Source organism: Pseudomonas mosselii (assembly GCF_005796105.1).
GTDB lineage: Bacteria > Pseudomonadota > Gammaproteobacteria > Pseudomonadales > Pseudomonadaceae > Aquipseudomonas > Aquipseudomonas mosselii_C.
Genome location: NZ_VAUO01000005.1, coordinates 94,383 through 116,777 on the forward strand (window position 1 = coordinate 94,383; position 22,395 = coordinate 116,777).

General features: G+C 64.5%; 20 protein-coding genes. 9 read left to right on the forward strand and 11 right to left on the reverse strand.

The genetic code is table 11. The annotated features are described in order from the left end of the window. Nucleotides 1-66: 66 nt before the first annotated feature. Nucleotides 67-1,014: a LysR family transcriptional regulator gene (locus tag FEM01_RS12695; RefSeq protein ID WP_138219806.1), complete on the reverse strand. Its 948-nt coding sequence runs from the start codon at nt 1,012-1,014 to the stop codon at nt 67-69. 180 nt (nt 1,015-1,194) lie between these two features. Here FEM01_RS12695 and FEM01_RS12700 point away from each other — a divergent pair, with 180 nt between their 5' ends. From FEM01_RS12700 to FEM01_RS24775, 5 genes are all read left to right on the forward strand, one after another. Beyond that, nucleotides 1,195-2,721 carry an efflux transporter outer membrane subunit gene (locus tag FEM01_RS12700; RefSeq protein ID WP_138219808.1) on the forward strand — a complete coding sequence of 509 codons (1,527 nt, stop codon included), beginning with the start codon at nt 1,195-1,197 and terminating at the stop codon, nt 2,719-2,721. After that, nucleotides 2,718-4,895, forward strand: a complete 2,178-nt coding sequence (locus tag FEM01_RS12705; RefSeq protein WP_138219810.1) for an FUSC family protein — start codon at nt 2,718-2,720, stop codon at nt 4,893-4,895. Before FEM01_RS12700 ends, FEM01_RS12705 begins: the two co-directional genes overlap by 4 nt. Further along, the gene (locus FEM01_RS12710; protein ID WP_008097766.1) at nt 4,885-5,085 is read left to right on the forward strand and encodes a DUF1656 domain-containing protein; all 201 of its coding nucleotides are present in this window, start codon (nt 4,885-4,887) and stop codon (nt 5,083-5,085) included. Before FEM01_RS12705 ends, FEM01_RS12710 begins: the two co-directional genes overlap by 11 nt. Before the next feature lie 10 nt (nt 5,086-5,095). Continuing rightward, nucleotides 5,096-5,962, forward strand: coding sequence for an efflux RND transporter periplasmic adaptor subunit (locus FEM01_RS12715; protein ID WP_138219812.1), 867 nt, complete (start codon nt 5,096-5,098; stop codon nt 5,960-5,962). Nucleotides 5,963-6,042: 80 nt separating this feature from the next. Beyond that, nucleotides 6,043-6,822 (forward strand): RHS repeat-associated core domain-containing protein, encoded by a 780-nt coding sequence (locus FEM01_RS24775; protein ID WP_416781439.1) that lies wholly within the window; start codon nt 6,043-6,045, stop codon nt 6,820-6,822. Here FEM01_RS24775 and FEM01_RS12725 read toward each other — a convergent pair. Together FEM01_RS12725 and FEM01_RS12730 are read right to left on the reverse strand one after the other, a co-directional pair. Then, nucleotides 6,739-7,281 (reverse strand): hypothetical protein, encoded by a 543-nt coding sequence (locus FEM01_RS12725; protein WP_138219816.1) that lies wholly within the window; start codon nt 7,279-7,281, stop codon nt 6,739-6,741. The genes FEM01_RS24775 and FEM01_RS12725 overlap by 84 nt on opposite strands. A 104-nt stretch (nt 7,282-7,385) precedes the next feature. Next, nucleotides 7,386-7,841, reverse strand: coding sequence for a universal stress protein (locus FEM01_RS12730; protein ID WP_138219817.1), 456 nt, complete (start codon nt 7,839-7,841; stop codon nt 7,386-7,388). 231 nt (nt 7,842-8,072) lie between these two features. Here FEM01_RS12730 and FEM01_RS12735 point away from each other — a divergent pair, with 231 nt between their 5' ends. The 4 genes from FEM01_RS12735 (at nt 8,073) to FEM01_RS12750 (ending at nt 13,271) form a co-directional block, all read left to right on the forward strand. Further along, nucleotides 8,073-8,978 carry a LysR family transcriptional regulator gene (locus tag FEM01_RS12735; protein ID WP_138219818.1) on the forward strand — a complete coding sequence of 302 codons (906 nt, stop codon included), beginning with the start codon at nt 8,073-8,075 and terminating at the stop codon, nt 8,976-8,978. Between the two features lie 126 nt (nt 8,979-9,104). Further along, nucleotides 9,105-10,646 (forward strand): MFS transporter, encoded by a 1,542-nt coding sequence (locus tag FEM01_RS12740; RefSeq protein ID WP_138219820.1) that lies wholly within the window; start codon nt 9,105-9,107, stop codon nt 10,644-10,646. A 28-nt stretch (nt 10,647-10,674) separates the two neighbouring features. After that, on the forward strand, nt 10,675-11,736 hold the full coding sequence (locus tag FEM01_RS12745; protein ID WP_138219822.1) for an HlyD family secretion protein: 1,062 nt from the start codon (nt 10,675-10,677) through the stop codon (nt 11,734-11,736). Between the two features lie 134 nt (nt 11,737-11,870). Beyond that, a complete protein-coding gene (locus FEM01_RS12750) occupies nt 11,871-13,271 on the forward strand; it encodes an efflux transporter outer membrane subunit (protein ID WP_138219824.1) in 1,401 nt (466 codons plus the stop codon). Between the two features lie 20 nt (nt 13,272-13,291). On the opposite strand, the gene FEM01_RS12755 is transcribed toward FEM01_RS12750, so the two are convergent. From FEM01_RS12755 to FEM01_RS12790, 8 genes are all read right to left on the reverse strand, one after another. Beyond that, nucleotides 13,292-14,104, reverse strand: coding sequence for an SDR family oxidoreductase (locus FEM01_RS12755; protein WP_138219826.1), 813 nt, complete (start codon nt 14,102-14,104; stop codon nt 13,292-13,294). Between the two features lie 118 nt (nt 14,105-14,222). Continuing rightward, nucleotides 14,223-14,687, reverse strand: a complete 465-nt coding sequence (locus FEM01_RS12760) for a multidrug transporter (RefSeq protein ID WP_138219828.1) — start codon at nt 14,685-14,687, stop codon at nt 14,223-14,225. A gap of 149 nt (nt 14,688-14,836) precedes the next feature. Further along, the gene (locus FEM01_RS12765; RefSeq protein ID WP_138220040.1) at nt 14,837-16,291 is read right to left on the reverse strand and encodes a mannose-1-phosphate guanylyltransferase/mannose-6-phosphate isomerase; all 1,455 of its coding nucleotides are present in this window, start codon (nt 16,289-16,291) and stop codon (nt 14,837-14,839) included. 35 nt (nt 16,292-16,326) lie between these two features. Then, the gene (locus FEM01_RS12770) at nt 16,327-16,974 is read right to left on the reverse strand and encodes an alginate O-acetyltransferase AlgF (RefSeq protein ID WP_138219829.1); all 648 of its coding nucleotides are present in this window, start codon (nt 16,972-16,974) and stop codon (nt 16,327-16,329) included. A gap of 20 nt (nt 16,975-16,994) precedes the next feature. After that, nucleotides 16,995-18,152, reverse strand: coding sequence for an alginate O-acetyltransferase (locus tag FEM01_RS12775; protein ID WP_138219831.1), 1,158 nt, complete (start codon nt 18,150-18,152; stop codon nt 16,995-16,997). 10 nt (nt 18,153-18,162) lie between these two features. Continuing rightward, a complete protein-coding gene (locus tag FEM01_RS12780; RefSeq protein ID WP_138219833.1) occupies nt 18,163-19,620 on the reverse strand; it encodes an MBOAT family O-acyltransferase in 1,458 nt (485 codons plus the stop codon). Nucleotides 19,621-19,837: 217 nt separating this feature from the next. Continuing rightward, nucleotides 19,838-20,941: a mannuronate-specific alginate lyase gene (locus tag FEM01_RS12785; protein WP_138219834.1), complete on the reverse strand. Its 1,104-nt coding sequence runs from the start codon at nt 20,939-20,941 to the stop codon at nt 19,838-19,840. Nucleotides 20,942-20,948: 7 nt separating this feature from the next. Further along, the gene (locus tag FEM01_RS12790) at nt 20,949-22,394 is read right to left on the reverse strand and encodes an alginate O-acetyltransferase (RefSeq protein WP_138220041.1); all 1,446 of its coding nucleotides are present in this window, start codon (nt 22,392-22,394) and stop codon (nt 20,949-20,951) included. Nucleotide 22,395 lies beyond the last annotated feature (1 nt).

Below are 22,395 nucleotides of genomic sequence, written 5' to 3' on the forward strand. Positions count from 1 at the left end.
GCTGGTCAACTGGGATACAAACGCTTGGTCAAGTCAGGTGCAATTTCCCATTCTTGCCGCTTGCCGTCAGTTGGCGATGTGCAACTCGTGGGTCTTGAGGTCCGCCTCGTGCGCGGCAAGAATCTCCGGCAGCGAGTTGCGCAGGTACTCGACCCAGGTCTTGATCTTGGCGTCCAGGTACTGGCGGGAGGGGTAGATCGCGTACAGGTTCAGCTCCTGCAAGCGATACTCCGGCAGGATCCGCACTAGGCTGCCATCGCGCAGCCCGTCGATGGCCGAGTAGATCGGCAGCACACCCACGCCCATGCCGGCGCGAATCGCCGTCTTCATCGCATCGGCCGAGTTCACCTGGAAGGGCGAGCTGGTGATGTTGACCATCTCCTGGCCCTCCGGCCCGTCGAACAGCCACTTCTCCAATGGAATCACCGGGCTGACCATGCGCAGGCAGGCGTGCTTGAGCAAATCCGCCGGCTTGTACGCGAAGCCCTGGCGCGCCACATAAGCAGGCGAGGCGCACACGATGCTGTAGGTGATGCCCAGGCGCTGCGAAACGAAGCCCGAGTCCGGCAGCTCGGTGGCCAGCACGATGGACACGTCGTAACCCTCTTCGAGCAGGTCGGGCACGCGGTTGGCCATGGTCAGGTCGAACGTCACGTCCGGGTGCGATTCACGGTAGCGGGTGATCGCATCGACCACGAAATGCTGGCCCACCCCGGTCATCGAATGCACCTTCAACTGCCCGGCAGGGCGGGCGTGGGCATCGCTGGCCTCGGCTTCGGCTTCTTCGACGAAGGTCAGGATCTGTTCGCAGCGCATCAGGTAGCGCTTGCCTGCCTCGGTCAGCGCAATGCGCCGGGTGGTGCGGTTGAGCAGGCGGGTTTGCAGATGGGCTTCCAGGTTGGAGACCGCCCGCGACACGTTCGCGGTGGTCGTGTCCAGTTGCGCGGCGGCAGCGGTGAAGCTGCCGAGCTGGGCGACGCAACTGAAAGCACGCATGTTTTGCAGGGTGTCCATGGGTCACTCTCGGTTTAGAGGACAAAATTGTGACATGAAGTGACGAAAAATCACGTCCGACTAAAGCCGGATTATCGCTGTTTTGGTAACAAAGATTCGCAGGAATCCACGCTTATCGCCAATCGAACCCGACCCTAGAATGGCCGCGCCCCTCCACCTCTTCCTCGGGAAATCGCAGCTGTGCCGCGTCGCAACATCGGAGCGCTTCGAGCGCTCAGTGCCTGTGCCCTTAGCTTTACCTTGAGCGGCTGTATCGGAACCTGGGGCATTGCCCCGCAAACCAAGACCCTTGAGGCCAACCAATTGGCCACAGGCGATGCCATCGACGAGGCCGCGCGGGATGCCCATTGGCCTGCCCAGCAGTGGTGGCGTGCCTATGCCGATCCGCAATTGGATGCCTGGATGGCCCAGGCCCTGGCGGGCAGCCCGAGCCTGGCCATGGCGGCGGCGCGCGTACGCCAAGCCAAGGCCCTGGCCGGGGTGGTGCAGTCGGCGGAGCAACTCCAGGCCAACGCCAGCGCCTCCCTCAAACGCCACAATTGGCCCGAGGATCAGTTCTATGGCCCCGGCGCGCTTTCCGGTGCCAATACCTGGGACAACAACGCGGCCATCGGCTTCAGTTATGCGCTCGATTTGTGGGGCCGCGAGCGCAATGCCAGCGAGCAGGCCCTGGATCAGGCGCACATGCGCGTCGCCGAGGCGCGCCAGGCGCAACTGGAGCTTGAGAACAACGTGGTGCGCAGTTACATCCAGCTGAGCCTGCACTATGCCCAGCGCGATATCGTCCAGGCCGAGCTTGCCCAACAGGAGCAGATCCTCGCCCTCGCCAAGCGTCGCTTGGACGGCGGCATCGGCACGCATCTGGAAGTGAGCCAGGCCGAAGCGCCGTTGCCCGAGACCCATCGCCAGATCGACAGCCTCAACGAGGCCATCGCCTTGACGCGTAACCAGTTGGCCGCACTCGCCGGCAAAGGGCCGGGGGAGGGCGCGAAACTGCAACGCCCAAGCCTGCGTCTGGGCGCGCCCCTGGCCTTGCCGTCGAACCTGCCGGCCGAGCTGGTCGGCCAGCGCCCGGACGTGGTCGCCAGCCGCTGGCAGGTGGCGGCCCAGGCGCGCGGCATCGATGTCGCCCACGCCGGTTTCTTCCCCAACGTCGACCTGGTGGGCAGCCTCGGCTTCATGGCGACCGGTGGCGGCCCGCTCGAGTTCCTGACCGGGCGCAAGTTCAACTACAACGTCGGCCCTGCGATCAGCTTGCCGATCTTCGACGGCGGCCGCCTGCGCTCTCAACTGGGCGCGGCCTCGGCCGGCTATGACATGGCCGTGGCGCGCTACAACCAGACAGTGATCGATGCCTTGAAGCACATCGGCGACCAACTGATCCGCCGCGCGTCGATGAAGCAGCAGGCGCACTTGGCGGCCGAGTCGGTGCAGGCTGCGCAAAAGACCTACGACATCGCCAGCGTGGCCTTCCAGCGCGGCCTGACCGATTACCTCAACGTGCTCAACGCCCAGACCCTGCTACTGCGTCAGCAGCAGGTCCAGCAGCAGGTCCAGGCCGCCCGCCTGATGGCCCATGCCGAGCTGGTCACCGCCCTCGGCGGCGGCCTGGACGCTGGCCAGGACGTGCCCGACGCGCAGCGCCAGGCCGCGCCGAAAACCCCGCCGGCCCTGGCCATCTTCGACACACCGGGCCACGCCAAATGAGTGCATCGAGCTTGCCCCTGCGCTGGCTGCAGGGTCTTGAGTGGCGCCGGGGGTTCTTTGCCTGGGCACGTACCGATGGCGTGACCTGGGTGTACATCTTCAAGGTACTGGCCGCCGCGTTCATCACCCTTTGGTTGGCCATGCGCCTTGAGCTGCCACAGCCGCGCACGGCGATGATCACCGTGTTCATCGTCATGCAGCCGCAAAGCGGCCATGTGTTCGCCAAGAGCTTCTACCGGGTGCTCGGCACCCTGGCCGGCTCGGCGATGATGGTGGCGCTGATCGCGCTGTTCCCGCAGAACACCGAGCTGTTCCTGCCCAGCCTGGCGGTGTGGGTGGGCCTGTGCTCGGCCGGTGCCATGCGCTACCGGACCTTCCGCGCCTATGGCTTCGTGCTGGCCGGCTACACCGCGGCGATGATCGGCTTGCCGGTACTGCAACACCCTGAGCAGGCGTTCATGGCGGCAGTGTGGCGGGTGCTGGAGATCGGCCTGGGGATTCTGGTCTCGACCTTCGTCAGTGCAGCGATTTTGCCGCAGTCGGCCAGTGCGGCCATGCGTAATGCCCTGTACCTGCGCTTCGGCACCTTCGCCGGCGTGGTGGTCGAAGCCCTGCGCGGCGACAGCCAGCGTGATCGCTACGAGAGCAGCAACGTGCGCTTCGTCGCCGAAGCGGTGGGCTTGGAGAGCCTGCGCAGTGTCACCGCCTTCGAAGACCCACACATGCGTCGGCGCTCTGGCCGGCTGGTGCGCATGAACAGCGAGTTCATGGCCATCACCACCCGCTTCAACGCCCTGCACCGGCTGCTCGAACGGTTGCGCGCGCGCGGCCCGTTGCAGATCGTCGGCGCCATCGAACCGGGCCTTGCGACCCTTGCCGAGTTGCTCGAACCCTACGTGGGCCGCGCCCTGACCGACGCCGATGCGCTGCGTCTGGCGCTGGAGTTGGGGACGTACAAGGAAGGCTTGCAGGCCCAGGTGCGTAGCCTGCGTGCCGATTACCTGGCAACTGCGCCCAGCGAAGCCGACCTGCTCGACTTCCACACGGCCTTCGAGCTGCTGTATCGCTTCGTCGACGAGATGTACAGCTACGCCGAAACCCATGCCTCGCTGGCGGTGCACAAGCACGAGCGCGAACAGTGGGACGAACCCTATGTGGCGCAGACCAGCTGGCTGGTGTCGTTGGCCGCGGGGGTACGCGCCTCGGCGGTGCTGTTGCTGCTGGGCAGCTATTGGCTGATGAGCGACTGGCCCAGCGGCGCCATGATGACCCTGATCGCCAGCGTCACCGTGGGCCTGTCGGCCGCCTCGCCCAACCCCAAGCGCATGTCGTTCCAGATGGCCGTCGGCACTGCCGTCGGCGCATTCATCGGGTTTTTCGAGACCTTTTTCGTGTTCCCGTGGATCGACGGCTTCGCGCTGCTGTGCATGGTCCTGGCGCCGGTGTTCGTGCTCGGTGCCTTCCTGGCCTCACGCCCGGCCTACGCCGGCTACGGGCTGGGGCTGCTGGTGTTCTTCGCCATCGGCTCGGTGCCGAACAACCTGACGCTGTACGACCCTTATACCTTCATTAATGACTACATCGGCATGGTCATCGGCATGTTCGTCTGCGCCGCTGCCGGGGCGATCATCCTGCCGCCCAACAGCCGCTGGTTGTGGAGTCGCCTGGAGCAGGAACTGCGTGAGCAGGTGCTGTTCGCCATCAGCGGGCGCCTGCGCGGGCTGGGCTCGGCTTTCGAGAGCCGCACCCGCGACCTGCTGCACCAGGCCTATGGCCTGGCGGCCGGCCAGCCGAAGGTGCAGAGCGAACTGATGGGCTGGATGTTCACGGTGCTGGAGATTGGCCACGCGGTCATCGAGCTGCGCAAGGAGCAGGCCCGCGCCCCGGTGCACCCAGCCTACGCCGAGAGCCAGCCCTGGCGCCAGGCCATCCGTGTGATGGGCCGCGCGCTGGCGCGCTTGTTCCTGCAACCGAGCGCCAGCAACCACGAGCGCGCGCTGGTGGCGGTGGACCATGCCATCAGTCGCGTGCAGGCAACCGACGAACCGTTCGCCCGGCATTTCGACACCTCGGTGCTGCGCCGCGCGCAGAGTTACCTGCATTTCATCCGTACCTCCCTGCTCGATCCACAGTCGCCGCTGACACCGGCAAAAGGACTGCACGATGCCCCGTGAAATCGCCTTCCATGGCGTGTACATGCCCACCATGACGTTGATGTTCCTGTTCGCCCTAGGCCTGGCCTGGGGGCTGGACCGGTTCATCGCCAGCCACGATGGCTACCGTTTTTTCTGGCACCCGGCGCTGCTGCGCCTGAGCCTGTTCGTTTGCCTGTTCGGCGCTTTGGCGCTGTCGCTCTACTGGTGAGAACCCCTCGATGAAAAAGTTTTTCAGCCTGATCGCCACCCTGTTGGTGCTGACCGCTGCCGTGGTGATCGGCCGCCAGTTGTGGCTGCACTACATGACCACGCCCTGGACCCGTGATGGCCGGGTACGCGCCGATATCATCAACGTCGCTGCCGACGTGCCGGGTTATGTGGTGGACGTGCCGGTCAAGGATAACCAGCCGGTGAAGAAGGGCGATGTGCTGATCCGCATCGACCCCGAGCATTACCAACTGGCGGTGGAGCAGGCCAAGGCGCTGGTGGCCTCGCGCAAGGCCACTTGGGAGATGCGCAAGGTCAACGCCAAGCGCCGTGCCGACCTGGACAACCTGGTCATCTCCAAGGAGAACCGTGACGACGCCAGCAACATCGCAAGTTCCGCGCTGGCCGATTATCAACAGGCCCAGGCCGAACTGGCTGCCGCTGAGCTGAACCTCAAACGTACCGAGATCGTCGCCACGGTCGATGGCTACGTGACCAACCTGAACATCCACAAGGGCGACTACGCGCGCACCGGCGAAGCGGTGATGGCGGTGGTCGATGAGCATTCGTTCTGGGTGTATGGCTTCTTCGAGGAAACCAAGCTGCCGCATGTGAAGGTGGGCGATGTTGCCGAGCTGCAAATGATGAGCGGCGAGCGCCTGAGCGGGCATGTGGAGAGCATCGCGCGCGGCATCTACGACCGCGACAACCCGCAGAGCCGCGAACTGGTCGCCGATGTGAACCCGACCTTCAATTGGGTGCGCCTGGCGCAGCGGGTGCCGGTGCGGATTCATATCGATGAGGTGCCGGAGGGGTACCTGCTGGCGGCGGGGACGACCTGTACGGTGGTGGTCAAGCCGGGCGCTCAGGAGAACTGACAATTCTGCCAGCTATCCTGGCCGGCTCACCCCGAGGATAGTGGTTGTTTCATCGGGGAAGGTCGATGGAGGGCGCAAAGATGAACGAAGGTGCAATCAGGTCACGCGACCGGCGGGCCTATGGGCCCTATGGCTATGCCAGCTTCCATGGCGAGACTCAGGGGCTGCTTGGATTCAATGGTATTCATGCTGATGCATTCACTGGCAACTACGCGCTGGGGAATGGTTACAGGGTTTACAACGTCAGGCTGATGCGCTTTCAGGGTCCGGACAGGCTGAGCCCCTTCGGGCGTGGAGGCCTGAATGCCTATGCCTACTGCATGGGCGATCCTGTGAATCAGGTTGACCCGTCGGGGCAGTTTTCTTTTAAGCGTACCTGGCAGAAATTGACAGGAGGGCCGAAGCGGGTCGAATCCTTGGGGGCGCTGACGAACACCAAGGCTGGCCGAGTCAAGGAAGAGGTCGCGACCACCGAAAGGAACTTGGATCGGCAGCAGGCGAAGCTCTATGTCGTAAAGGATGCAGGGACCCTGGACGGGATCCTTAGCACATCCTTCCCGATGACCCACAAGTGGCTGATCACCGGCAAGGGTGAACTGATTGTCGGCAGTTTCCAACATGCCAATGTTTACTCCACTCACGCGAGCTTTTCCGCCATTGCAGCCCAGGAGCATGGGACTAGTCCGGTCGTTGTTGCCGCCGGGGAGTTCCTGATGAAGAGAGGGAAAATTGTGATGACCAACTATAGCGGCCATTACAAGACACCCTACGACAGGTTATGGTCGGTGAAGATGCATATTGAGCAGTTGGCTCCGAATGTGAAGATCGTGAGGCAGTCCTACCTGGCTGATCAGCCATAGGCAATTAGCAGCATGGGCGCCATCGCAGGGCAAGCCCGCTCCCATGTCTAGCGTGTTGGGAGCGGGCACTTTGGGTTCGGAGCAGGGGGTCGACAGCTGTCGTTCGATCTCGGCCAGCGCAGCCTTGCCGTAGCGGGTGCCCTGGCGAATCCAGCCAGAGCGGTCGATGTAGATATCTTCACCGCGCACGCGAACCAGTGCCCGGGTGTCGCCTTGGCGGTACTGGGGGGCGTCAGGGCTGGGAAACCGACTCGGGTTGAGTGCTTCGGCTGCCGCAATGGAGATGCTGCGCTTTTCGAATGCCCTCAGTTCGATGGTCGATTCGCGCTCAGGCACATAGAGTTCGACGTCGAACGGGATCGAGTAGGCCTTGGCGCAGTCGGCGCGGCTGAGCCCTGGTGCGGCCAGCGCCAGGCAGGAGACTGCTGCGATCAATCGGCGTGTAGCGAGCAATCTCACCGTGGGCTCTCCAGGTTTGCAGGCGCCTCGCATTATCGTGAGTTGGCGCAAACGGCTGGGATTAAGATTCGTTAAGTTCAAGCACGTCCCGCACCGTTGCCAGGTCAGACCTCAGCGGTTGCCCCTACCAATACCGGCACCTGCACGCGATCGATCACTTTCGCGCTGATCGAGGGATCCAGCAGCCTGCCAAGCCGTGACAGGTGCCGGTGGCCCATGATGATCAGTTCGCACTCAAGCTCGTGGGCCTTGGCGACGATGGCGTCCACCGGTTGCCCGCCGACCATGCAGCCGAGGCTGTCGAAGCCGGCTTCGCGCAGGGCGCGCACGGCGGTGGCGACGGCGCGTTCGGCCAGTTGCTGTTCGTCGCAGGCGGCGGGGTACTCCTGCAACTCCTCAAGGGTGTAGGCCTTGGGTTGGTCGTGCACGGCGAAGGTCGTGTCGATGGCCAGCAGCACGTGCAGGTTGTGCTCGCCGGGGCGGCAGTAGCGGCGTGCGAGGTCGAGCAGGCAGGTGGCGGCGGGGGAGGCGTCGATGGCGATCAGGACCGGGGAGGGCATGCGCAATCCTTTGAGAAGATGGGGGCAGTGCTGGCCGCCTCACGGGCAAGCCCGCTCTCGCAGGGATGCGCGTAACCTGTGGGAGCGGGCTTGCCCGCGAAGCGCCAGGCCTCATTCTCGAATCTTTTACGCTAGGGAATAAATGGCCTACCGCGCACGACGTCGTTGCGTCTGACGCAATCCACCAACCTGATACCATCGCGTTTCCTACAGCTGTCACGGAAAACGGCCATGCAACTCCCGGACATGAACCTGCTTGTCGCCCTCGATGCCCTGCTCGACGAGGGCAGCGTGGTCGGCGCCGCCCAGCGCATGAACCTGAGTCCGGCAGCCATGAGCCGCACCTTGGGGCGCATTCGCGAGGCCATGGGCGACCCGATCCTGGTGCGCGCCGGCCGTGGCCTGGTGCCCACGCCTCGGGCGCTGGCGCTGCGAGATCAGGTGCGCGGGCTGGTGGAGCAGGCCGGGGTGGTGTTTCGCAGTGGCGACGAGGTCGACCTGGCCAACCTCGACCGCGCCTTCAACATCCGCACCAATGACCTGTTCATTGCCCTGTACGGCGCGCGGTTGCTGCACATGATGATGGCCGAGGCGCCCAATACGGTGTTGCGCTTCGTGCCCGAGCATCAGGGCGATGACGACTTGGTGCTGCGCCACGGGCAGATCGATCTGGTGGTCAGTTCGAGCATCGAACTGGGGCCGGAGATCAAGGTACAGAGCCTGTTCGACACCTGGTTCGTCGGGCTGGCGCGGGCCGAGCACCCGATCTTCGACGATGTGATCACCCCGGAGCGCTTTGCCGTGTATCCGCAGATCAGTGTGTCGCGGCGCGGGCGGGCCAATGGGCCGATCGATGTGGAGCTAGGCAGCCACGGGATCCAGCGGCGCGTGGCGCTGATTACCCCGAGCTTCCATTCGGCGATGTTCTCGCTGCCTGAGTCGGACCTGATCTTACCGATGCCAGCGAACATCCTCGGCAGCGTGAACAAGTTCGGTTTGCCCCTGCGCTCGTTCGAAATCCCGGTGCCGCTGGAAAAGGTGCGGGTGATGCAGGCGTGGCATCCGCGCTTTGACAACGACCCGGCGCACCGCTGGTTGCGCCGGACCTTGAAAGCCTGTTGCGATGCGAAGCCTTGAACGGCGCATGAGTTTTTGCCGATTGCGTCTGACGCAACATAAACCTTCCAATAAGTCGCTTTCCGTCATCATTGGACCTTCATAGACTTGCTCCAGCTGAAAATTGTTGCTGGAGATGTCTACCCCATGAGTTCCCTGACTGCCCCCGTGGCCGCACTGGCCGCCGCCCCTGCGCCGGCGGCCCCGGCGCAGACGGCGTTCGGCCTGCAGGTGGTGGTAGGGTTGTTCGGCGTGTTGCTGGCGGTGCTGTGCGCCGGGCTCAACGAAGCGGTAACCAAGATCTCGCTGAATGACATTCGTGGCGCTATGGGCATCGGTGCCGACGAGGGCGCCTGGCTGCTGGCGGTGTACAGCGCCGCCTCGGTCTCGGCCATGGCCTTCGCGCCGTGGCTGGCCACCACCTTCTCGCTGCGCCGCTTCACCATGACCGCCGTCGGCGTGTTCGCCGTGCTCGGCCTGCTGCAACCCTTCGCCCCCAACCTGCACAGCCTGATGCTGCTGCGTGTGCTGCAAGGCTTCGCCTCGGGCGCCTTGCCGCCGATGCTGATGAGCGTGGCGCTGCGCTTTTTGCCGCCGGGTATCAAGGTCTATGGCCTGGCCTGCTACGCCCTGACCGCCACCTTCGGGCCCAACCTGGGTACGCCGCTGGCGGGCCTGTGGACGGAATACGTCGGCTGGCAATGGGCGTTCTGGCAGATCATCCTGCCGTCGCTGGTGGCCATCGCCTGTGTCGGTTGGGGTCTGCCGCAAGATCCGCTGCGCCTGGAGCGCTTCAAGCAGTTCGACTGGCGCGGCGTGGTGCTGGGCTTGCCGGCCATCAGTTGCATCGTGCTGGGCCTGTCGCTGGGCGATCGCTGGGGCTGGTTCGACTCGCCGCTGATCTGCTGGCTGTTGGGCGGCGGCGCGCTGTTGCTGGCGCTGTTCATGTACAACGAGTGGTCCGAACCGCTGCCGTTTTTCCAACTGCGCATGCTCGGCCGGCGTAACCTGAGCTTTGCCCTGGTGACCCTAGCCGGCGTACTGGTCGTGCTCTCGGGCGTGGGCAGCATTCCGTCGGCGTATCTGGCGCAAATTCAGGGCTATCGCCCGGCGCAGATCAGCCCGCTGATGCTGCTGGTGGCCATGCCGCAATTGCTCGCACTGCCGCTCACCGCCGCGCTTTGCAACGTCCGCGCGGTGGACTGTCGCTGGGTGCTGGCGCTCGGCCTGGCAATGCTGGCCGCCTCGTGCGTGGGCAGCAGCTTGCTCACCTCGCAGTGGATTCGCGGCGACTTCTACCCGTTCTATCTGCTCCAGGTATTCGGCCAGCCGATGGCGGTGCTGCCGTTGCTGATGCTCTCGACCAACGGCATGAGCCCGCAGGAGGGCCCGTTCGCGTCGAGCTGGTTCAACACCGTCAAAGGCCTGGCTGCGGTGATTGCCACGGGCCTGCTTGATGCCCTGGGCACCCTGCGCCGGCATTTTCATTCCAACCACCTGGTCGACAGCCTGGGCAACGCGCCGCTGGTGGACGACAACACCGCGGGCCTTGCCAAGCGTCTTCACGACCAGGCGCTGGTGCTGACCAGTGCCGACCTTTACCTGGTGATGGCGTGCATCGCTGTCGCCCTGATCTGCCTGATTCCCTTCGTGCCTACCCGGGTCTATCCGCCGCGTGCGGTGGCTTGAGCCTGTGGATGAATTCGAGAAACGCCAAATGACCCCCAACCGCAAAACGCTTTTCATCGGCTCGGTGCTCGCCGTGGCCGTACTGGCCGCCATCGTCGGCCCCTGGATGTTTGGCAGCGATCAGCGCCAGAGCACCAACGACGCCTACGTCACGGCCGACTACACCGTGGTGGCGCCCAAGGTGGCCGGTTTTATCAAGGACGTGCTGGTGGAGGACAACCAGCAGGTCAGCGCAGGCCAACTGCTGGCCATTCTCGATGATCGCGACTATCAGGCAGCCCTTGATGCGGCCCAGGCGCAGTTGCTGGTGGCCAAGGCCCAGAGCCTGGACGCCCGCGCCACCCTGGAGCGCCAGGCGGCGCTGATCGCCCAGGCTGAGGCCGCGGTGAAGGCGGCGCAGGCCGAGGCGGCGTTCGCCGATCATGAAGTGGGACGCTACAGCCGCCTGGCCGAGCAGGGCGCCGGCACCGTGCAGAACGCCCAGCAGGCGCGCAGCCGGGTTGATCAGGCCCGCGCGCGGCTGGCCAATACCCAGGCAGCGCTGGTGGCCACACGCAAGCAGGTGGATATCCTCACGGCCCAGGTGGCCAGTGCCGACGGCCAGCTCAAACGTGCCGAAGCAGGGCTGGAAAAGGCTCAACTCGACCTGTCCTACACGCGCATCAGCGCACCGGTGGACGGCATGGTTGGCGAGCGTGCGCTGCGCGTGGGCGCCTACGTCAACCCCGGCGCGCGCCTGCTGTCGGTGGTGCCGTTGGCGCGGGCCTACATCGTCGGCAATTTCCAGGAAACCCAGCTGACCCATGTGCAGCCGGGCCAGCCGGTGAGCATCAGCGTCGATACCTTCTCGGGCGAAACGCTCCACGGCCATGTCCAGAGCATCGCCCCGGCCACCGGCGTGACCTTCGCGGCGGTCAAGCCGGACAACGCCACCGGCAACTTCACCAAGGTGGTGCAGCGCATTCCAGTGAAGATCGTCTTCGATGACGGCCAGCCGCTGCTCGCACGGCTGCGGGTGGGCATGTCGGTGGAGGCGACCATCGATACCCACGGCGATACGCTGGCCGGCAAAGAGGTGACTGCGCGATGAGTGGGCGGGATGAAAAAGTCGAGGCCAATGGGGCTACTGCGCAGCCCTTTCGCGGCACAAGGCCGCTCCTACAAGGGATCGCGAGCGGCCTTGGGGCGCGAAAGGGGCGCGCAGCGGCCCCGGTGTTGCTGGCTATGCTTCTGGCTGGTTGCACCCTCGGCCCGGATTTCCAGCGCCCGGCTACCGATGCGCCGCAAGACTGGGCCGCGCTTCAAGGCGAGGCCGCAGTCAGCCAGCCGCTGGCCGAACCGCTGGAGCTGCGCTGGTGGGACAGTTTCCACGACGCCCAGCTCAGTGCGCTGATCAAGCAGGTCGCCGAGCGTAACCTCGACTTGCAGATGGCCAGTGCGCGCTTGCTGCAAAGCCGCGCCCTGCGCGGCACGCTAGCGGCAGATCAAGCACCGTCGGTGGATGCGAACGCCGGCTACAGCCGCGCACGCAACAGCGCCGAAGGCCTGAATGACCCGTCGGGTAACGCCGGTAAAAAAGCCTACAACCTGTGGCAGGGCGATTTGGTCGCCGGCTGGGAGCTGGACCTGTGGGGCCGTGTGCGGCGCCAGGTCGAAGCCGCCGACGCCAGCGTCGAGGTGGCCGAGAACGACCGCCGCGCGGTGTTGCTGGCACTGCTTTCGGAGACTGCTGGCAACTACATCCAACTGCGCGCCGTGCAGCACACCTTGCAGGTGACCGAGGACAACCTCAAGCTGGCCCGGCACAGCCTCAAGCTCTCCGAGGATCGCCAGGCCGAAGGCGTCGCCACCCAGCTCGACGTGGCCCAGGCCAGCGCGCAGGTGGCCTCCATCGAGGCGCGCCTGCCCACCCTGCAAGCCCGCCGCGACGACCTGATCAATGCCTTGAGCCTGCTCGCCGCAGAGCCGCCGCGTGCCTTGCAGGACTCGTTGCGCGCGCCAGGCGAACTGCCCGCGCCGCAGCAACGCTTCGGCATTGGCGTGCCCTCGGAACTCGCCGAGCGCCGCCCCGACATCCGCCAGGCCGAAGCCCGTCTGCATGCGGCCACCGCCAGTATCGGCGTGGCCAAGGCCGACTTCTATCCGCGCATTCGGCTGTCCGGCAGCGTCGGTTTCCAGGCCCTGCAACTGTCCGATTTTGGCGCTTGGGATTCGCGTCGCTTCGCCTTCGGCCCGCAGCTGTCGCTGCCGATTTTCGAGGGCGGACGGCTCAAGGGCACGCTGCAATTGCGCGAGGCGCAGCAGCAGGAAGCGGCGCTGAATTATCGCAAGGTGGTACTCGGCGCCTGGCACGAGATCGACGATGTGCTGCGCCTGTACAACGCCAGCCAACTGCGCCGCGACCACCTGGCCGAGGCGGTGCGGCAGAATCGCATCGCCTTGGAGGCCGCTCAGCGCCAATACGTGGAAGGCGCGGTGGACTTTCTCAACGTGCTGACGGTGCAGTCGGCGCTGCTGGCCAGCGAAGCGCAGTGGATCGACAGCTCGGCGGCGGTATCGCAGGCGTTGGTCGGGCTATACAAGGCGCTCGGTGGCGGCTGGCAGGCGTTCGACAAAGTCGGATGAGCCTGTGTAGGAGCGCCAGGTCAGAGCGGCCGAAGCAAGCCGAACCTCTTGCGTAGTACCCAGTCGAGCAAACGCTGGGGCAGCAGGCGCGCCAGCAACGGCAGCGCCGTGCTGCCATTGCCGATACGCACCAAGGCCGGCACGGGCGACTTGCCGGTAGCAGCGAGCAATTGCTGGGCGAACGCCGCAGCGGGCGTAGGTCGGTCCTGCGAGGCCCGTGCGCGGGCTTGAATCTGCTCGCGCAGCGGCCACCAGGGCGAGTCGGTAGCCAGCACCTGCTCGGCTTGCTGCTGGGCATTGCTGGCGAACTGCGAGGCAATCGCCCCCGGTTGCACTTCCATCACGCGGATACCGAACGGCGCCAGTTCCAGGCGCAGGGCGTCGCTCAGCCCGTGCACGGCGGCCTTGGAGGCGCAGTAGGCGCCGGCGAACGGGGTGACCAGCACGCCCGACACGCTGCCGATGTTCACCACCAACCCACGACTGCGCCGCAACAGCGGGAACAGTGCGCGGGTCACGCCGACCAAGGCGAACACGTTGGTTTCGAACTGCTGGCGCATGGCCTCGACGCCACCGTCGAGCAGCGGGCCCATGGCGCCGTAGCCGGCATTGTTGATGAGGATATCCAGGTGCTCCAGTTCATCGGCCAGCAGGGCGAGGGCGGGGGCGTCGTTGACGTCCAGTTGCCGCGCGGTGAAGCCAGCCGCCGCCAGTTGCTCGACATCCTGTCGTTTGCGGGCAGTGGCCCAGACGCTGTATCCGGCATCGCGGAAGGCGTCGGCCAGGGCGCGGCCAATGCCGCTGGAACAACCGGTGATGAGGACGGTGGGCATGGGGGTGTCCTGTTGTCAGCTGTGGTTGAGGTTGCCTGTGCCATTACACCGGCGTTGAGGCGCGTGCAGTACCTGTGGGAGCGGGTTCACCCGCGAAGAGGCCGGTACAGCCGACACATCAGTTGGCGAATGTACCTTGCAGATGCTCAGCCCGAAACTCCAGGGTCTGCGGTCGATACCCCGCGCGCAGTGGCGGCAGCGGCAGGCAGTCGGTCCATTCGCTGCCCGGCTGCAATTCGCCAGGACCACGATAGCGCGGTGCATTGTAGGTGTTCTCGGCGAGGTTGGCCGTGTCGCCGGGGGCATAGGCCGCCACGCGCCAGCGCAGTTCGGTGAGCGGGACCTGGTTGCCATTCTTCATGCGTACATGCAGCGCACGGTCTGCAGGGCACTGGTCGGGGGCATAGCTTAGGCGGATATCCAAACGTGCCAGTTGCGAGGCTTCGCGGTTGTCCTGCCAGACCACGTACAACGCCACCAGCCCCAGGCCACAGACGCCCGCGAGGGAAATCGGCACGGCCTTGGCCGGATAGCGCAGCAGCAGAACCAGCCAGGTGAGGATGAGCAGGGCGCCGATGATCATGGTGGGGCATGCCTTGGTGGCGGGTGTTCCATCATCTTGAAGCTGCAAGCTTCAAGCTTCAAGCCACAAGAAGAAGCGCAGCGGCGGTGAATCGAGCATTTCGATCCCCCGGCGCCCCGCTTTTTCTTGCAGCTTGCAGCTCGCAGCTTTTACTGCGCGATGGTCTTCACCGATACCCCGCGCTCGACTGGCGTGGACGTGCGGCCATAGACATCCTCGAAGCGCTCGATGTCGTCTTCACCCAGGTAGCTGCCGGACTGCACCTCAATGATCTCCAGCGGGATCTTGCCGGGGTTGCGCAGGCGGTGCACCGAGGCGATCGGGATGTAGGTGGACTGGTTTTCGGTCAGCAGGAACACGTTCTCGTCGCAGGTCACCTCGGCCGTGCCGCTGACCACGATCCAGTGCTCGGCGCGGTGGTGGTGCATCTGCAACGACAGTGCCGCGCCTGGCTTGACGGTGATGTGCTTGACCTGGAAACGTCCGCCCATGTCCACCGAGTCGTACGAGCCCCACGGGCGGTACACCTCAAGGTGGTTCTGGGTCTCGCTGCGACCTTGCGCATCGAGTGTGTTGACCAGTTGCTTGACGCCTTGGACCTTGTCCTTGTGGGCGATCATCATGGCGTCCTTGGTCTCGACCACCACGATGTTCTCAAGGCCGATCACCGACACCAGCTTGCCGTTGCCGTGGATCATGCAGTTGTGGCTGTCCTGCACCACCACATCGCCTTTGGTGACGTTGCCGTTGTCGTCTTTCTCGTGCACATCCCACAGCGACGACCAGCAGCCTACGTCGCTCCAGCCGGCCGACAGCGGTACCACGCAGGCGCGCTGGGTCTTTTCCATCACCGCGTAGTCGATGGAGTTGTCCGGGCAGCAGGCGAAGGTGGCTTCGTCGATGCTCAGCACGTCGGCCTCTTCGGTGCTGCGCTCCAGGGCCAGCAGGCAGGTGTCGTAGATGTCCGGGTCGTGCTTTTTCAGCTCTTCGAGGAAGCGGCTGGCACGGAACAGGAACATGCCGCTGTTCCAGAAGTAACCGCCGGCGCGCACGAACTCGTTGGCGCGTTTTTCATCGGGCTTCTCGACGAACTGCGCTACCCGTGCCACGCCTTCGGGCAGCAGGGCGTCCTGGCTGGAGCGGATATAGCCATAGCCGGTCTCAGGCTTGGTGGCCGGTACGCCGAACAGCACCATCTCGCCGCGCTCGGCAGCCACAGTGGCCAGGGCCAAGGCGCGTTGCAGGGCCTTTTGGTCCTCGATCACGTGGTCGGCTGGCAGTACCAGCATCAGCTCGTCACGGCCTTCGTTGACCAGTTTCATGGCGGCCATGGCCACCGCAGGGGCCGTGTTGCGGCCGAACGGCTCCATCAGGATCGACTGGGTGTCGAGCTGCAACGCCGCCAGTTGTTCCTGGACGATGAACTTGTGGTCCTTGTTGCATACCACGATAGGGGTGTCCATGCCTTCGAATACCAGACGCTCGATGGTCTGCTGGAACAAAGTGTGCTCGCCGGTCAGGGCCAGGAACTGCTTAGGGAACTGCTTGCGCGACAGAGGCCACAGACGCGAACCGCTACCACCAGAAAGAATTACCGGGATCATCATGTTTCTCCAATAGTCGTTAAGAGGCAGGGGGATCAGTTGCTAGCCACGGGGCGAGTTACCCACACCGGCGACAGGCTGTTGCCGGAACCGGTGACATACAGCACGGCCGCTTCGCCGCGCTCCAGGGCGACGGGTTTGACGTCGCCGACTTTCTTGTCGCCTGCATACAGGGCAAGGTTGACCTTGACCGGATTGATTTCACGTTCGCCACGGCCCTTGGCAGCCACGGCCTTGACCACTTCGGTCTTGCCGTCGGCGGTCTTGAGGGTCAGCGGCTGGTCGCTGAGGTTCTGTACGCGCACCAGGGCTTTCTGCTTGTTCTTGAACGGCGGCTCTTCGATCAGTTGCGGATTGGAGCCTGCGTTGTTGACCAGGGTGTAGTACTTGTCGGACGCGAGCTTCACCGGGACGCTCTTGCCACCGACCTGGGCGGTGTAGTCACCGCTTGGCAGGAAGCTGAAGTCGCTGCTGGCCTGGGCGCCGACCTGCTTGATCTGGGTGTTGCCGACCGAGGCGGCGGTCGGCGCGTTAGTGGCGTTGTACAGGCGCACGAAGGTCGAGCCTTTCGGTGCGCTCGGCCCGTACAGTGCGGCATCGGCACCGGCGAAGGCCTGCATCGAGGCCAGTGACAGGCCGGCGGCGAGGGTGAGGGCTTTGGCAATGGAAGTCTTGGTGGTCATGTGCGTGTTCCTCTCTATCTTCAGTGGTCCGTCCGATTGGACGACAGGGCCAGGTTTTCTTCGGATTTACGGGTGTTCTTCAGCTGCGCGATCCACTGGGGATCGAAGCGGCTGAGGTCGCTTTTCATTGGCAGATAACGTTCGGGGAACTCCCATACCACGACCTGTGGCGGGGCGTTCTTGAAGGCGTCGCTTTGCAGGTACTTGAGCATCGGCAGCAGCGGGCCGTGGCCGTCCTCGGCATAGTTGGCGACGTCGCTGTGCAGCGCCTGCTGCAACGCGCCGAGGAAGTTCCAGTGCGGGTTGGCGCTGTAGCTGGTGCCGACCAGCGCTACCGGGATCTGGTTGTCGGCGAACAGCGCGTCGTCGCCGTCGCCCTCGGCCTGTGCCGGCTGTGTCGAGCGTTGCTGCAGGGTGTCCGGGGGCGGCAGCAGGTCGCTGAACAGTGGGTCGAGCGGCAGGAAGTTGGTCAGGTCGCCTTTGTACGGCGCGCTGGCGCCCGCTTGGGTGACGTAGGCCTGGGGTTCGCCAGTGAGCAGCTGCTGACGCTGCACGGTGTCGGCCAGGGCCTGGGCGACGACCTCGGCGCCCATCGGCGTCCAATGCGTGTCGGTGCGCAGGAATACTTGGCCACGCGCCTTGGCCTGCTCCAGCGGTGCCAGCAGGTCGGGGGCCAGCACGTTGGCCTGGCGCACCTGGGCGTGGAACTGGTTGAACAAGTCGTCGTGCAGGCTGGCCGGCGTTTCCTTGCCCAGGTACTCGGCATAGACCCGCGCCTTGGCCGGAATGATCGCCAGCACCAGTTGCACGCCTTGGCGTTGCAAGGTGTCGCGCACCCCGCGCACCAGCGCCAGGTTGTCGCGCATCTGTTGCTCGGCAGCCACGCTGGGCTTGAACTCCTCGTCGCTGAACAGCCACTGCTCACGGCCCAGGACCACGCCTGGGCGGCCTTCGTTGAACAGTTTGTAGTCCAGTGCTGCCCACAGGTTGGTGCCCAGGCGCTTGATCGGGAACTCTGCGTCGTAGTGGGTTTCGGCGGCCTTGGCCAGCTTGCCGTCGAGCAGGGTCATCTGCGTGGTGCGGTTGAAGCTTTCCAGCCCGCCGAGCGACCACACGCCCAGGCCCACCAGCAGGCCCATGAACGACAGCGAATAGGTGATACGAAGTGTCCGGTTCATGATCGGGGCCTCAGAACTGGAAGTAGAGGAACGGTGAGTAGCTCTGCGCCGAGAGCTTGAGCACCGAGGCGATGAACAGCAGCAGGACCAGGGCGCGGGTCATGATCCGCGTCCAGTCCAGGCCCACCGAGCCATCGGCGTTGACCTGCACCGGGGTGGCCTTGGGGGCCGGGGTGGCATTGCGGTAGAAATCGCGCAGTCCGAAGAACGCCAGGGTGAGGTAGGCAACGATCAGCGTGGCCACTTGCAACCCGGTGAGGTTGGCGCGGTTGAGTTCCGACAATTGCCATTCACCGAAGCTGAACATCGCGCCGTACATACGGGCGGCCACGTGCAGGTTCTCGGCGCGGAAGATCACCCAGCCGACCACCACCAACAGGAAGGTGAAGGCCCACTTGATCGGGTTGAAGCGCTGCGGGTTGGTGTCGATGCCCAGTGCGCGTTCGATGGCCAGCCACAGGCCGTGCCAGGCGCCCCAGATGATGTAGGTGAAGTTGGCGCCGTGCCACAGCCCGCCCAGCAGCATGGTCAGGAACAGGTTGCGGTAGGTGTTGAAGGTGCCTTTGCGGTTACCGCCCAGGGTGATGTACAGGTAGTCGCGCAGCCAGGTCGACAGGCTGATGTGCCAGCGCCGCCAGAATTCGGTGATCGACTGGCTGATGTACGGCTGCTTGAAGTTTTCCATGAAGCGGAAGCCCATCATCAAGCCCAGGCCGATGGCCATGTCGCTGTAGCCGGAAAAATCGAAGTACAGCTGTGCGGTGTACGCCAGCGCACCCAGCCAGGCGTCGCCAGTAGTGGGGTTTTCCAGGGCGAAGCAGTGGTCGGCCACCACCGCCAGGGTGTCGGCGATGAAGACTTTCTTGATGAAACCCTGCATGAAGCGGGTGCAGCCTTCGGAGAACTTGTCCAGGGTGTGGGTGCGGTTGTTGAACTGGTCGACCAGGTCCTTGAAGCGCAGCACGGGGCCTGCGATCAGGTGCGGGAAGATCGCCACGAACGCCGCGAAGTCGATCAGATTGCGTGTGGCCGGGGTATCGCCGCGGTACACGTCGATGATGTAGCTGATCGACTCGAAGATGTAGAACGAGATACCGATCGGTAGCAGCACGTGGGTCAGGATGAAGGGCTCAAGGCCCATCGAGGTCATGATCGCGTTGAGGCTGTCGACCCCGAAGTTGGCGTACTTGAAGTAGCCGAGGATGCACAGGTCGACCCCCACCCCCAGCAGCAGCCAGCGTTGTGCGGGTTTGGTGCGTACCCCGGCGGCGCCGACTTTCAGGCCGATCCAGTAGTTCCACAGGGTCACCCCGGCGAACAGGGCGAGGAAGTCCACCCGCCACCAGGCGTAGAAGATGTAGCTGGCAACCAGCAACAGCAGGTTGCGATAGCGGTTTCCGCTCACGTAGTACAAGCCGAGGAAAACCGGCAGGAACAGGAACAGGAACACGTTGGACGAGAAGACCATCCCGGTTCTCCTTGTTGTGCACAGCATCCGGGGCACAGCGCCCCCCAAACCCCCCACGAAAACGTGGAAGGTCACCTAGTTAGTACATGGCCAGGCGATCCCCTGTGGGAGCGGGCTTGCCCGCGAATGCGTCAGTCGCCGCAGCAGCGTTGTCAGATCGATCGCATTCGCGGGCAAGCCCGCTCCCACAGAGTTGCTCTGGTCATCAGGTCTTGCGTTACTTCTTTTGCTCCGCGCTCGGGTCGTAGACCCGGGTCATGTCGCCGCCGAGCCTGAAGCTGTTGAACGGCTGCATCTCGTGCTTGCGTTCAGCGGTATCGCCAACGCAGTGGTACAGCGCGCACCACGGCTCCAGCCAGGCGTACTTGCTCTGGACCTTGAGGTCCTTCAGGTCCTGCCTGGCGCCAGCGCGGGTGCTGAAATGCACAGGATCGCGAGCCCCGGCCAGCACACCTTCGCCCAGGCGTTGCAGGGCGAAGTTGTTTTCGGCGCGCAGGTCCACGCCGTTGGCCTGGGCGAAGGTGGCGATCATCGCCAGCGGCGGCAGGGCGTAGTTGTGGTAGGCCAGGGCACGCTGCTTGCGCTTGATTTCGTTGGGCAGGAAGCCTTGTTCATCGACCTGGTTGGCGCCGATCTTGTATTCCTTCACCGCCCAGTCGAACAGGTCGCGTCGGTCGGTGGCCACGGCGGTGGCCATCACCGACCATGCAGCCCAATAGCTATGGTTGTTGATCTTCTCCAGCGGCAGGTCGCTCCAGTCGCGCACGGTTTGCTCGGCCAGGCGCGCCAACCACTGTTCGATCTCCTTGGCCTGGGCCTGGTGCGCGGCCAGTGGCCTGGCGTTGGAGAACTTCAGGCGCAGCCACGAACCACTCATGCTGCCCAGCGCCCATTTGCGCATGGACTTGCCGGTGTGGTTGAAGTCGGTGGACTCCAGCGCATCGGCCTGCGCCCAGGTGTCGAGCCAGGTCAGCACGCAGTCGAGCTGCGCGGCACGGCCGTCTCGCATGTACTGGCCGACCATCTTGCTGACGCCCCGTTCGAGGGTCGTGATGTCGGCGGTGGCATTGTGAAAGGCCTTTTCCGACGCGACGTTGAGGGTGGCGCGGGCTTTGTCGGAGCCCTCGTACTTGCTGCGAAATTGCAGGGGGCCGGTGAACGGCTTGGGCGCGGCCTCGCAGCTGAAATTGCCATCGCCGGTCTTGGGTTTTTCGATCCCGGCGTAGTAGCCCTGGGGGGGCACCAGCGCGGCCTGCGCGGCTCCGCCGAACAGGGCGAGGGCGAGCAGGGCGGGTGCGAACGAGCGGATTGAACGGTTCATGATCGCCTCACTGGCCAGCTTGCGCGGTGTGCTGCGCGGGGCTGGCGAAGTTGTTGCGTTTGCACAGTTTCGCTTCGACTTTCTGGGTGCCGCTTTCCGGCCCTTGGACCTCCAGGGCAAGCAGGTTCTGGCCTGCCCAGTCCTCGTCTTCGCGCATCTGGAAGACGAAGCGCCCGTCGGTGTCGGAGGTCTCGGGCTTCTCGATCTTGATGTCCTCGTGACGACCATTGAGGTACCAGAGGGTGGCCTGCAGGACTTTCACCGAGGTGTCCTCGAAGCGGATGTCGATCTGGTGGTTGCGGTTGACCAGGTCCTTGATCACGCCGCCCTTGCCGTTGACCATCAGCTCGTTCTTGCCAGGCTTGAGGGTGGCGCTGGCGCTCAATTGCGCCGGGCGGTCGTCGCAGCCGTCGTCGAGCAGCGCGAGGATCTGCCGCCAGATGGTTTCCTGGTCCAGGCGGTACAGCGGCGAGAATTCCCAAATGAGGATCTTCGGTGGGTTCTTCTGGAACTCCTCGCTGCCCAGGTACTGGATCATCGAGCCTTCCAGACCGCCGCCGGGGAAGGCGACGTTGAGCACATCGGCGCCGATGTACTGCTCCAGGAAGCCCGAGAAGTTGTAGTTCTTGCCGCTGTGACTGGTGCCCACCAGGGTGATCTGGGCATTGCCGGCGTCGCCGAACAGGTCGTCACCGCCGCTGGCGCCGCCTTTAGGTTCGGTGGCGAACTGGTCCATGTACTGCACCGCGTAGCTGGTGCCGCACAGTTGCCCGGCAACGTTGTGCAGGGTGCCTGTCTTGCCCATGCGCCCAGACCTGTGGGTCTCGAATTCCTTGCGTGGAATGCCTTCGAAGGCCGGCATCCGGTGTACCGTATCGGCCACGATCTTCGCCGCACGCTCGGCGCCGTAGGGGGTCCAGTGTTGGTCGCCGCGGAAGTAGAAATCTTTGCCTTGGTCGGCGGCGGCCAATTGCTCGTTGGTCAGCGGCGAGAGGTCGGGGACGTTGTAGCCCATCTTGGCGAAACGCTGCAGCATGGCCTGGTAGTTGTGCAGTGCCTTCTGGTAGTTGAAGGCGGCTTTTTCTTCGGGCTTGAGCATGTTGCGGTTCACCAGGCCGCGAGTTGGCTGGTACACCACCACCAGTTCCACGCCGCGCTTCTTGAATGCGTCGTGTACCTGCTGCAGGCGCTTGTAGCCCAGCGCCGTGGTGTCGAATTCGGTGCGCAGGTCTTCGCGGGTGCGGAACAGCCAGTCGCCCTGGGCTTGCACCAGGGTGGTGAAGTTCTGCTGGTAGCGGGTGGTGTAGCGGCTGGCATCGTGTGCTTCAGGGCACAGCTGGCAGCATGGCTCGGCGCTGAAGGTCGGGGCCTTGACGTCCTCGGCACGCACGCCCTGGCTGATGGCCAGGAGGGCGGCGGACAGGCCCAGCAGTTTCATCATGTTCATGTTCATG